Genomic DNA, 13,547 nt, shown 5'->3' on the forward strand with positions numbered 1-13,547 from the left:
TAAAATTATCTTTTTTTAGATCCTTTAACAATTATAGAACAATTCGACAACCTCAGTGAGCATAGAAAATAAGTAAGAGGAAAACAATTATGGTAAGCTATTGATTGAAAACATATTCAAACATAAGTAAAAATGCACAAAAACAACCTCAGTCAGTAGCGAAAAGTAAAATTGTCTAAAACCTATGATCAAGACAATTTTTGATACCCACCCCCTGAGACTGTACTCAAAAAAATTGAATTGATAAATCAGTAGACCAATTCCAGGATCATATCTGCATCAACTCACCATCTTTAACTCGTAGGAATGCTATATGCGCTATTTTGATGAACACTGTGAAGTACATTTAGATCCTAGCATTGCACCTTATACTTGGGTGTTTAGAAATACCGAAAAGATCCGCATTAGATTTGGTGTTCACTTATCTAAACATCCCGATTATGGTCAGGTAGTTTATGAGTTAAATGATGGACAGGGATATTGCGATGTAGATCGCATCATAGCAGAAGCTGAGAGCGTGATAGAAAATGGGTTCAAAATGTTCTCAGTTATTCTCCCACAGATCAGTAATGGAGGAGGGTATCAATATAGATTAGGCTATGTGGATACAGATGGAATTGAACATACAAATGAGCGATCGCAATTTTTGTTAGTCTGCGATGAAGCACCACGTTCAATGGCAGAAATTCCCTCTGTATTTTTAGGAATTGTCAATAATTATCCTGTATACGGACCAAAACCATCTCTATCCATGACATCTAGCCCCAAAGATTGGGGTTCTCGTTTATTTTACTCCATCATTATTGATCGCTTTGCTCGTAGTAAAGACACAACTCGTACTCGTTTAAGCCCAGTTACATACAATCCTTCTTGTCCTCATTCCAGTCATGGTGGCACAATTCAGGGGATAATTGAGCATCTAGAATACCTCAAGTCATTGGGAATCAGAGCAATTATTCTTACCCCTGTATACGTCAACGCTCCTGATGGCTATCATGGCTATCATCCCATTCATTTATTGATGGTTGATCCCCATCTGGGTACACTTCAATGTTTACAAGAACTGGTAAAAAAAGCTCATGAATCTGATATTGCTGTCATTTTAGACGTAGTAAACAATCACATTGCCGATAGCATTAACTGGGAAGAATATGGGGGTCCAGCAGGAGGAGAATTTAAATATGTACAAGGTGAAGAATCCGCAGTTATGCCTTTTCCCATCGAAGCCAGGAACACATCACTATTTCACGGACCAGAATACACCGATATGGTCAATCAAAGACTGTTTGGATTTCTTGAAGACTGGCGCACTGAAACAACTTATGTCCGGGAGTTACTGATTCAACATCTGAAATACTGGATAGCCGAAACTGATATTGATGGCTTTCGCTACGATTCTGCACGTCACGTTGGTTTAGACTTTTGGGAACCTTGCGTAGAAGAAATATCAAGATATGCAAGTATTTTAGGAAAAACAGAATTTATCCAAATAGCCGAACACGCAGGAAGTACCCACGAACAGGTAATTGAATATAATAGTGCTAAATTTTCTGGCTTGATTGATTACCCCACCTATTATATTGTTAAGCATTCTTTGGGGGATGGTAATTGTCTGTGGGGTTTAGCTGATTATTTTTGTGGTTTTCTCAAGCCATCACAATCATATTATGCTGGTTGGCAGAACAATATTATGTTCTTGGATAACCAAGATACAAGTAGAATTTTCCATGAATTTTTGCATCGTATTCACAACCGAGATCAATCTCGTATCCGTGTCCATTTTGCCCTAGCCTGTTTGATATTAGGACCACAAATACCTGCTATTTATCAAGGAACAGAACAGGAATTTGATGGTGCATTAGGATGGCATGAACAAGAAGGTCAAGAAGAATCTATTGGTCATGATTGCTATGTGCGTGAGGATATGTTTGAAAATCCCGCTTGCACTTGGAAATTTGGTCAAATTAACCGCAAAACTTTTCAACCCTATAACAAAAACCATCCAACTTTTGTACTAATTCAACAACTTGCCCAAATTCGTTGGCAATACAAATCTCTCCACAATGGCACACGCACCTTGCTATGTTCTCATGTTCATGGTATCTGGTCTATATTGATTCATGATGCGGCTGATGAACAGCCGCTTTTAGTAGCAATGAACTTGGGAGCTAAACCTGTATTTGATTATTCTTTAAAAATTCCTCACAGCTATGGCGAGTTTCACCAAGTAGAGATGCTAATTGCCACCTCTGGTGGATCAATTCAAATAGTAGGTGAGGAAATTCAAATTCAATTACCACCATTCACATTTGTTTTAGTTAAACTATCTTAGCTAAACTACGGTCATCTGCTCTGGGGAAGGTACTGGATGTTCAGGCGAATTAACTTCTAATTTGCGGATTGCAGGATGTTGAGATGCAATGATAGCAGCTATGAAAATAGAACAACCAACAATCACAAATAAAAGTCCAGTACCACGACCAGGACCAGTACCTATTAACTGGCCTATTGGTGCTTTAGACCAAGGCCCATCAAATGCCATCAATGGTTCAAATACATAGTCAGCAAGTGGACCGGCAAAAACAGCGGCTAAGGGTACTGCTGCCCCTGAAATTGCACCAGTTAAGGCAAACACTCTTCCTTGCACATTTTCGGCGACTTTTATTTGAAAAATCATTTGGACTAAGCCATTAACAACTGGAGCAGTCATGAAGAAAAATAGCGTAGCAATGCCTATTTGAATTAATGAAGGTCTAGAACCAGCAACAGCTATCCATAGTCCATTCAATGACATACCTATTAGAACTGGGCTAATTAAATTCTGCCAATTAAGTTTCCAACTGCTCATAACTATTGACCCCAATATCATACCAAGACCACTGATAAAGGCGATTTTTCCTAAGTTGTCTGGGGTAGTTACACGCAGAATTAAAGGATAAACTAAGACACTAACAAAACCAACTAAAAATTGATAAAAAGTGAAGATAATGACAAAGGTTGGTAGTCCAGTCAGTTGAGTCAGATAAGTCCAACCATAGATGATTTCTCGCCACAGCGAGGACGTTTTATTTGGTTGGTCATTTTCATCGCTAGGTTGGTTAATTTGATTGCTAAATTTCACTAAAATGAGGGTAGTCAAGGCAGTTAATAATCCGAAAAAATCAATGATCAAAATACCTTGTAGATGAATGCTATCCAATAGCGCACCTGCAATTAAAGGTGAGATTATTTGCTGAATACCGATCGCTAGTTGCACCATGCCACTAGCTCTTGATAAATCTTTTTGCGGAACCAAGGAAGTAATAGCAGCTTTATAAGCAGGTGTGTTAAATGCACCAATAATAGATGTACAAATGTTGCGTAAATAAATGTGCCAAATTGCCAGTTGGCCAATGCTGACTAGAAATAACAAAACTAGGGTAAATAATCCTGTGCAGATGTGACTAATAATCATGGTCGAGCGACGATCCCAGCGATCTACCAAAGTCCCAGCCAATGGGGAAATGATGATGGGTGGAATGGTGCAAGTAAGTATGAGTAAAGCAAATTGAGTAGCGGAGCCTGTCTGCTTAAATACTGAGATATCTAGAGCAAAACCAGTCATCCAGATGCCAATGAGATAAACCAGTTGTCCCAGCCAAATTAATGTGAAAATACGCATTGTTTGGGTTAAGTTGATAAATTTGTGTCAATCTGTATTAGATTAATACTTGGTCATGGACAAATGATATAAGTCGTAAATTTCATTAATCCAAATAACTAAACTCAGTATAACTCAGTAACTGGACAGGGATGAATAGATTTAAACCAAAAGCTGTTTCACAATTTTGGGCGATCGCCAAACTCTATTGGTTGGGAGATGAAAAACGGGGGGCGATCGCTCTCCTCTTACTTCTGGGAGTATTATTGTTTGCTAATACCCAGGTTAAGGTCTTCTTAAATGGCATCCAAGGAGACTTAATTTCTGCTCTTTCTGCTCGCGATAGTAGTAGATTTTGGCAAGGTGTACTCGTTGCCTTTGCTGGTATCATTATCTTTGGCTTTTTAAACTCTGGTTATGGCTATTTAAGAGAAACTATTGGTATATATTGGCGTAAGTGGTTAACCCATCATTTCCTCAATCAATATTTTCAAAATCGTGCTTTTTATGAATTAAGTAATTTTGATAAACAAATTGATAACCCAGATCAACGTATTTCTGAAGATGTAGCTAACTTCTGCCAACAATCTGTACAGTTTTTAGTTAATTGTTTAGAATCAATTTTTATAGTCATTGCCTTTAGTATTATCCTCTGGTCTATTTCTCCTAATTTAGTTTTTGTTTTAATTATTTATTCAATATTAGCTTATGTAATTACTATTGCTTTTTATGGAAAAAAATTAACACAACTCAACATTGAACAACTGAAAAAAGAAGCAAACTTTCGGTTTAGTTTAGTTCGCATTCGTGAAAATTCTGAATCTATCGCCTTCTATAATGGCATTTTTCAAGAGTCTAACAAAGTTAAAGCCATATTTAATCAAGTATTTAGGAATTTCCAAAAATTAATTCTCTGGTCAGAAGTATACTTAAATATTTTCAAATATCAATTTGGTTATCTTCCTTGGATTATTCCAGCATTAATTTTAGGCAACCAAGTCCTCTCAAATGATATTGAAGTAGGCAAAATTACAGAAGCCGGAGGAGCTTTTGGACAAGTTGCTTTTTCCGTCAATTTAATTATGTATCAATTTGAAAAATTTACAAAATTTGCAGCAGCAATTAATCGCCTATATGTCTTTCATAAATATCTCCAACAAGCGCAAAAATCAAATCCTGATCATAGTAATATTAAAATTATTAAAGATCACCGTTTAGCATTTGTTAACCTGACTGTTCAAACTCCTAATTATGAAAAAACCCTATTTAAAAACTTTTCTCTAGAACTACAACCAGGTCAAAGTTTACTTGTCATGGGAGATAGTGGTTGTGGAAAAAGTTCTCTTTTGCGGGCTTTAGCAGGATTATGGATCTCAGGAACAGGTGTAATTGTTCGTCCAGAATTAGCAGAAATGCTATTTTTACCTCAGCGTCCTTACATGATTTTAGGAACTCTGAGAGAACAGTTAATTTATCCCCATAGTAATGCTAGTGTTAGTGATGAAGAACTTTACGAAATGATTGAAAAAGTAAATTTATCAGATTTAGCAGCAAGATTTGGAGGTTTAGATACAGAGGCAGATTGGAGTGAAATTCTGTCTTTAGGAGAACAACAAAGATTAGCTTTTGCACGGCTGTTAGTTACTAAACCCAAATATGCCATTTTAGATGAAGCTACCAGTGCTTTAGATATAAACAATGAAGAGAAACTATATAATTTATTGATGGAAATAGATACAACCTTTATTAGTATTGGACATCGACCTACTCTCAAAAAGTTTCATCAGATTATTGTTAATCTTTCAGCAGCATCTATATCTTAGCAGATGTTTTAAAAGTTAATTTTTTGTGTCTCCTTGACCTTTTACTAAAGAGCGAAAAAACCAGTATGGTTCTAAAACCAGACCAAATAAAATTCTCGCTATCTTATCTTTCTTAGGCAACCAGGAAGTAGTCATGTGGTGTATAGTATATGTCTCTAAATTTCGTTTACTTTTAAAGATTTTACCATTAAGTTCCATCGGCGCGCCTGGTTCAAAAACGTATCCTGGACACACAAGCACTGTAGGCTGTTCATGGAATTTACCTGCAACTACGCAATCATTTAACATCATGGGTCCCGTACTGTAGCCAACATAAAAGGGCATGGTTTTATTATCTAAATTATGTTGACGATTTTTTAATTCCTCAAATACTTGAAACCATAGGGGATGTTTGGGAATACTACCCATAATTGCGTTACTGAAACCCACCAATTTTGATAACACAAGCTCAAATTCTGCTAACAAATCATCAAGTGGTTTGAGACTTTCAACATCCATATCTAGATAAAATCCGCCATAGTGATAGAGAATAAAATAACGTATTGCATCACGACGCTGAATATCATGGGGATAAGCATCAAATATCGGTAAAAACCAGGAATAATTTTCTTTCATAAATTCCCTGGCTTTGGCTTCATTCCAAAATTGGTATTCCCAATCAGGATGATTTTGTAAAACTGTTTGCTGATACTGACGATATTTTTCCGGTACTGCTGCTTCCCCTAGAAAAAAAATTTGATGGATGATTTTGGGAATTTTACTCATATTTTTAAAGCAGGAATAAATGATTGTATCCAACTCAAGTGAAAACCGCTATAATTCTCACTTTCACCATAGACAATTAGCTTCACATCAGTTTGGATTGGTATAAATTCTTGAGCCTTAACTAAATTTTAACAAAAGTTTAACTTTATCTATAATTAGCCATAACTAAAAAGACCCTATTTACCAATTTCAGATATTTTTGAAGATATTTTTTATTATGGTGTTGACATTATCATATATTTCATATAATCATCTTCTTGTCAACCATTTTTTTTAATCATTGATAAGTTTTGATTATACTTTTGGCAAAAAAACTTTGAATATCAAAACATTATCTAATTATGAAAATTAACTGGTATAAATCTAACAAGCTTCTATTTTACCCATCTTTCAGGATACACCTTTAATTAATAAAATTTATTGGATCTATATATCTAATAAATTCTTGCTTGGTCTGAAAGTTAATTATTACCAAAATTGAGACATTCTAATACAGTTAATTTATTGAAGGAATTAATCATGAATCAGATACTACCATTATCAATCAATCAAAGAGAAATTTATATTGACCAAATGATGTGGTCTGGAGGTTCTCATTTAAATATTGGTGCAACTGTTATAGTTCATGGTGCTTTTAATCAAGAGATTTTCAATTATGCCATGAATAAGATCATCAGTTGTTATCCTGGACTGCGGACACGAATTTATGAAATTGATGGTAAACCTTTACAGACAATAGCAAATCACGAAAATGTTAGAATCCCTTTGGTAGATTTTTCCAATTATGAAAATAATAGAGAACAGGCTGAAAACTATATAAATCAGGAATTTATAAAACCTTTTTTGCTTGGCGAAAATTTCTCATTGGTTGATTTTCAATTAATTCGGGTAAAAGAGGAACATCATATTATTTTCGCTAAATATCATCATGCTATAACTGATGGTTGGGGAACTGCGATTTTTTTCCGGGAAGTAATTAAAACCTATAATCAAATTATTAATGATGGTAAGGATAATCAAATAGCCAGAGATTGGGTAATTAGTGAATATATAGAGGAAGAATTAAAGTATTTAGAATCAGAGAACTTTCAACGCGATCGCTATTATTGGCAGCAACGTTTAAATGGTGTATCACCTAAGATATTCAACCAAATAAATCCACAAAATCTGCATGGACAAAGGCAGTCTATTTATATTTCCCGTGAACGATATAACAGAGTTGATCAAGTTTGTAAAAATATCCAATCAAATGCCTTTCATTTTATCTTCAGTTTAATTTCTATCTATTTAACTAAACGCTACCACAAGCAAGATGTAGTTGTGGGATTATCCTTATTAAACCGCAGCAAAAAAAGTTTTAAAGATGCCATTGGTTTGTTTGTCAGTACCATTCCTTTCCGGTTAGAAATTAATGGACAGGAAACAATACATCAACTATTAGATAAAATTCGTTCTTTACTACGTCAAGATTATCGCCATCAACGTTTTCCCCTGGGAGAAATGAAGCGCCTTTCGGGTTTACAAACCAGTACCAAAGAACATTTATTCGAGGTTTTTCTTTCCTACGAAAGACATGATTATAATGAAGATTTCGCTGATACTCAAACAACCTGTATTCCCCTTTATAGTCAGCAGCAAAAAGTACCGTTAATTATTTATGTACGAGAATACGCAGAAAATAGCGATATCAAAATAGATTTTGATTATAACCTTTCCTATTTAGATGCAGAAACAGTTAACCAGATAGTTACAAACTTCCAAAATCTATTTAATCAAGCAGCAAATAATCTAGAAAATGCCATTGCTGATGTTAGAATTTCTTTACCAGAACCTAAAAATATTACCCTTTTTCAACCAGAAATATCAATCAATTATAGCACAGAGACACTAATTTCCGCCTTTGAAAAAATCGCTACCCAATTTCCAGAAAATCCAGCAGTTCAACTTAATAAAAAGATTCTTAACTATACAGAATTAAATCATCAAGCTAATCGTTTGGCGCACTATTTACTCAGTCAAGGAATCAACCCAGGATCACGAGTAGGAATATGTTTAGAACGTTCCGAACAGATGATTATTGCTATTTTAGCAATTCTCAAAACCGGATCAGCTTATGTGCCTCTTGATCCTCATTCTCCTGCTGTACGTCGTCAATTAATTCTCCAAGATAGTGGCATTTTAGCATTAATTACAGAAGAATCATTACTCTCAGAATTAAATAACAAAGACATCACCACTTTTACACTGCAATCTATCGAAGTTGAACTTACCAAACAACCAAATACACCACCACAAATTACCATCAAACCAGATTTTCCTGCCTATATTATTTACACTAGCGGTTCTACAGGAACACCTAAAGGTTGTATTGTCACCCACAGTAACGCTATCCGGTTAATGCGTTCTACAGAACCCTGGTTTGGGTTTAATGAAAATGATATTTGGACAATATTTCATTCCTTCGCTTTTGACTTTTCTGTGTGGGAATTATGGGGGGCTTTATTATATGGTGGTAAGGTAATTATTGTTCCTTTTTGGTTAAGCCGAACACCAGAAACATTCCGAGAATTTCTCACCACAGAAAAAGTAACAGTTCTCAATCAAACTCCTTCAGCATTTTATCAATTAATTCGTGCTGATGAAGCTAGTGTGGGAGATTTAGCATTGCGCTATGTGATATTTGGTGGTGAAGCTTTAGACTTAAAAAGTTTGCAACCTTGGTTAGAAAGATATGGAGATAAAAAACCTTGTTTAGTGAATATGTACGGAATTACAGAAACTACCGTTCATGTTACTTATCGTCCTATTTTTCGTCAAGATTTAAAAGCAAAAGCGAGTGTAATTGGTAGAGAAATTCCTGATCTTTCTATATATATTCTAGATGAGAAATTATCACCTCTTGCTGATGATATTCCTGGAGAAATTTATGTAGCTGGTGCAGGGGTGACAAGTGGTTATTTAAATCGTCCTGCATTAACAGCAGAAAGGTTTTTACCTAATCCCTTTGGTAGTGGAAGAATGTACCGCAGTGGTGATTTAGCGAAAAGATTACCTAACGGAGATTTAGAATATTTAGGTAGAATTGATCAACAAGTGAAAATTCGCGGTTTCCGCATAGAATTAGGAGAAATTCAAGCAGCTTTAACATCCCATTTTCAAGTGCGGGAAGCGGTAGTTATCACTGATGAATGGGAAGAAGAAAAGCGTCTAGTTGCGTATTTTGTTCCTGGAGAATCTTCACCCACTGCAAATGAATTGCGTCAATTTTTGAAAAATAAGTTGCCAGATTATATGATTCCCGCAGCTTATGTCAGTGTGGATGCTTTTCCTTTGAATGTAAACGGGAAAATTGATGTTAATGTTTTACCTAAACCAGATTGGAATGTGTTAAGAGTAGAAGAAGATTATATCGCTCCCCGCAATGTAGATGAAGAAACTTTATGTGATATTGTGGCGGAAATTCTGGGTTTAGAAAAAGTCGGTATTGATGATAATTTCTTTGAAATTGGTGGAGATTCAATTTTAGCTTTACAGGTAATTGCGAAAGCTAAAAAAGCGGGTTTTGCAGTTTCAGCACGAGAACTTTATGAATTTGCTACTGTGCGTCATTTAGCTACGAAAAAAGCTACAGTGACAATTTCATATGATATTAAGAAACCTCCTGTAATTAATTTAATTTTAGATACAGATCAACTACTTTTACCAAAAGATGCTGAAGATGCTTATCCTCTTTCTAGTTTACAGGGAGGAATGCTTTATTACAGTGAATTACACCCTGATTCGGCAATTTTTCACCAAATTTTTACCTTTGATTTACACCTGAGTTTTTCAGAATTAGCCTGGAGAAAAGCCATTACTGATATTTGTTCAGCACATCCAGTATTAAGAACTTCCTTTCATTGGACAGGATATAGTAACCCGATCCAAATTGTCCATCAAAAAGTTGAGTTACCTTTAAATATAGTTGATTTACGGAATTTGGGAAATGCAACTCAACAAGTTAAAGAATGGATTGAGTTAGAAAAAAATCAGAATTTTGATATTACCAAATCACCGCTTTTTCGCTTCCAAATTCACAGAATATCAGAGGAACAACTCAGTTTTAGTTTTAGTTTTCATCATGTGATTCTTGATGGTTGGAGTGTGGCCACTTTACTAACCCAATTATTACAGCGTTATGTGCAGTATTTAGAAGTGGAAAATTTGCCACCTTTAGCTATACCAGAAATTACTTATAAGGATTTTATTATTCAAGAGCAAAATGCGATCGCTAACCAACAACTCCGGCAATTTTGGCTACAACATCTCAGCAATTTACAAGTAACTACTCTCCCCCGTTTAAATATAAGTAACCAAGCAACTGACTCTCAAAAACGCCAGTTAAAACGCCTAACCGTGACTATCAATGAGGAATTAGCTAATAAGCTGCGTAAAATTAGCAAAAATATCGGCGTTCCTTTAAAAACTGCCCTTTTAGCTTTACATCTGCGGGTTCTCTCTTTTATCACTGGACAAAAAGAAGTAGTAACAGGTAATGTTATTAATGCCAGACCAGAAACTACGGATAGTGAAAATTTACTCGGTTTGTTTGTAAATACATTACCCCTGCGCTTGGAGTTGACTGGCAGCAGTTGGATAGAATTAATACAAGCCGTTTTCCGTGCTGAAACAGAAATTCTTCCCTATCGTGATTTTCCCCTCGCAGAAATTCAACGCCTCCTTGACAAACGCCCCCTGTTTGATGTGGGATTTAACTATGTGCATTTTCACGTTTATGAAGGGTTGCTAAATTTACCGCAAATTCAAGTTGATAACGTTGACATTTTTGAAGAAACAGATTTTCCCTTTTTAGCAGAATTTTGTTTAATACCGGGAAGTGCAGCGTTACAGCTAAATTTAATCTATGACATTCAACAGTTTGCAGATGCACAAGTTGAGCAATATGGCAAGTATTACCAAAATGCTTTGCTAGAGATGGTTACTACTCCGCAAACAGCATATCACAAGCGATCGCTCATCTCCACAACAGAACGGCAACAATTACTACAAGCAGCAAATAGCAACCCCAAAAACTTCCTTTCTCCTGACACCTTAGTTTCTGCCTTTAATCAAGCAGTCATAGAATATACAAACAAAACAGCCCTAGTTTACCAACAAACTACCCTCAGTTTTGCAGAATTAGAAACCCGTGCCAATCGTCTTGCTAATTATCTAAAAAACCAAGGAGTTAAACCAGAAACCTTGGTAGGTGTGTGTTTAGAACGTTCTGAACAATTAGTAATTACCATCTTAGCGATTTTAAAAGCTGGTGGTGCCTATGTTCCTATTGATCCCAGTTACCCAAGCGATCGCCTAGAATTTCTTTTCCAAGATAGCGGCATCGTTCTTTTAATCACAGAAAAATCAGTAATTTCCCATCTACCTGAATTTGCCAGTGAAATTGTCATTCTCGAAGACATCACCACCCAACTAGAACAGGAAAATTCTCAACCCCCCACAGTCCAAATATTCCCAGAAAATCCAGCCTATGTAATTTACACCAGTGGTTCTACAGGTAAACCCAAAGGTTGTATCGTCACCCATGCCAATGTGATCCGCCTCCTTAACGCCACCGCATCATGGTATAATTTCAATAGCGAAGATGTCTGGACTTTATTTCACTCCTACGCCTTCGACTTCTCCGTGTGGGAACTGTGGGGAGCTTTATTATATGGTGGTCAAGTAGTATTAGTTCCTTATTGGACAAGTCGTTCACCAACAGACTTTTTCCAACTCCTGCAAACCCACAAAGTCACAGTATTAAATCAAACCCCCTCAGCCTTTAAGCAATTAATCCCCATCGCCCAACAACAGCCAGAAAAATTACCTTTACGCTACGTGATATTTGGGGGAGAAGCCTTAGAAATACCAACTTTGCAACCTTGGTTTAATTTATATGGTGATGCCCAACCAAAATTAATTAATATGTACGGTATCACCGAAACCACCATTCACGTCACCTATAGACCAATTACCCAAGCAGATATCATCAATAAACGTGGTAGTGTCATCGGTCAACCTATCCCCGATTTACAACTTTATATTTTAGATGAAAATTTAGAACCCGCACCAATAGGAGTTCCCGGAGAAATTTATATTGGTGGTGCAGGAATAACCAGAGGATATCTGCATCAGCCGCGTTTAAGTGCAGAAAGATTTATTCCCAACCCCCACAGTCAAACCCCAGGTAGTCGTTTATATCGTAGCGGTGACTTAGCTAGACATTTACCAGATGGAGAAATAGAATATCTCGGACGTGCTGACCAGCAAATTAAAATACGTGGTTTCCGTATTGAACTAGGGGAAATTACCGCAGTTATCAATACTCATCCCCAAGTCAAACAAGCATTAGTCATAGTGCAGAAAGCAGCAACCGGGGAAAATCGTATAATTGCCTATTTTACATCTGATAACGCAGCAGACCTAAAAATAAAATTACCAGAGTTTACTAAGGGCAAATTACCTGATTATATGATTCCAGCGACATTTGTGCCAATAGAAACCATCCCCCTAACAGTTAACGGTAAAATTGACTATAAAGCCCTACCCGCACCTGATTGGAGTCAGACAAGTAAACCTTATATTGCGCCAAGAAATGACCAAGAAGCAACAATTTGTTCTATGATGGCATCGTTGTTAAAACTAGAACGGGTAGGAGTGCAAGATGATTTCTTTGAAATTGGTGGAGATTCCCTATTGGTAACACAGTTAGCTATTCGTTTGCGGCAAACCTATAACACTGAATTTCCCTTACCGCAGTTATTTACCCATCGTACCCCAGAAAGTATAGCACTTTTACTAGGAGATGTGCAAAATATGACAACAAATAATCAAGATACCGAAATCCCCAAAGCCGGACGGAAACGCCGTTCTGTGAACTTAAGTGATGACGGTATCTTAACTACTTAAACTTGAGCTTCTTCCATTGCTTTTCGTAAACTTAAAGGACGCATATCAGTCCAAACTTCTTCGATATAAGCTAAACATTCGGCCTTAGTTCCTTCTTTACCCACAGTATTCCATCCCAAGGGCAATTCTTGTTTCCATTTAGGCCAAATAGAATACTGTTCTTCATGGTTGACAACCACAAGATAGATTGTCTGATCGTTTTGTTCGTTGCTATACATGGTTTTTCTATACCCCATACCAATTTTCTCTGATTATGCCCAGAATTATAAAATATTGTCAAATCCCACTTCCATTTTTCAACTAAAAATGTTTAAGTCCCCCTATGTAATAAAATGTAAAATCAAAAAATATATGAAAAATAAATCATTTAC

At 36.2% G+C, this 13,547-nt stretch carries 6 protein-coding genes; 3 read left to right on the forward strand and 3 right to left on the reverse strand.

Translation table 11 applies throughout. The annotated features are described in order from the left end of the window. The first annotated feature begins 313 nt into the window (after positions 1 to 313). On the forward strand, positions 314 to 2,332 hold the full coding sequence (locus VB711_RS00215; protein ID WP_323283658.1) for an alpha-amylase family glycosyl hydrolase: 2,019 nt from the start codon (positions 314 to 316) through the stop codon (positions 2,330 to 2,332). On the opposite strand, the gene VB711_RS00220 is transcribed toward VB711_RS00215, so the two are convergent. Continuing rightward, complete coding sequence (locus VB711_RS00220; RefSeq protein WP_323283659.1) at positions 2,333 to 3,661, reverse strand: MFS transporter; 1,329 nt, start codon at positions 3,659 to 3,661, stop codon at positions 2,333 to 2,335. Positions 3,662 to 3,792: 131 nt separating this feature from the next. On the opposite strand from VB711_RS00220, the gene VB711_RS00225 reads away from it, so the two are divergent. Continuing rightward, entirely contained in the window at positions 3,793 to 5,463 is a 1,671-nt protein-coding gene (locus VB711_RS00225; RefSeq protein WP_323283660.1) for an ABC transporter ATP-binding protein/permease, read from the forward strand. A gap of 15 nt (positions 5,464 to 5,478) precedes the next feature. Here VB711_RS00225 and VB711_RS00230 read toward each other — a convergent pair whose 3' ends face one another. Next, positions 5,479 to 6,228, reverse strand: a complete 750-nt coding sequence (locus VB711_RS00230) for a glycosyltransferase family 32 protein (RefSeq protein ID WP_323283661.1) — start codon at positions 6,226 to 6,228, stop codon at positions 5,479 to 5,481. Between the two features lie 519 nt (positions 6,229 to 6,747). Between VB711_RS00230 and VB711_RS00235 the strand changes: the two genes are divergently transcribed. After that, the gene (locus VB711_RS00235) at positions 6,748 to 13,176 is read left to right on the forward strand and encodes a non-ribosomal peptide synthetase (protein ID WP_323283662.1); all 6,429 of its coding nucleotides are present in this window, start codon (positions 6,748 to 6,750) and stop codon (positions 13,174 to 13,176) included. Here VB711_RS00235 and VB711_RS00240 read toward each other — a convergent pair. Next, the gene (locus VB711_RS00240; protein ID WP_323283663.1) at positions 13,173 to 13,394 is read right to left on the reverse strand and encodes an MbtH family protein; all 222 of its coding nucleotides are present in this window, start codon (positions 13,392 to 13,394) and stop codon (positions 13,173 to 13,175) included. The genes VB711_RS00235 and VB711_RS00240 overlap by 4 nt on opposite strands. Positions 13,395 to 13,547 lie beyond the last annotated feature (153 nt).

Origin of the sequence: Cronbergia sp. UHCC 0137, from assembly GCF_034932285.1 — a bacterium.
GTDB lineage: Bacteria > Cyanobacteriota > Cyanobacteriia > Cyanobacteriales > Nostocaceae > Cronbergia.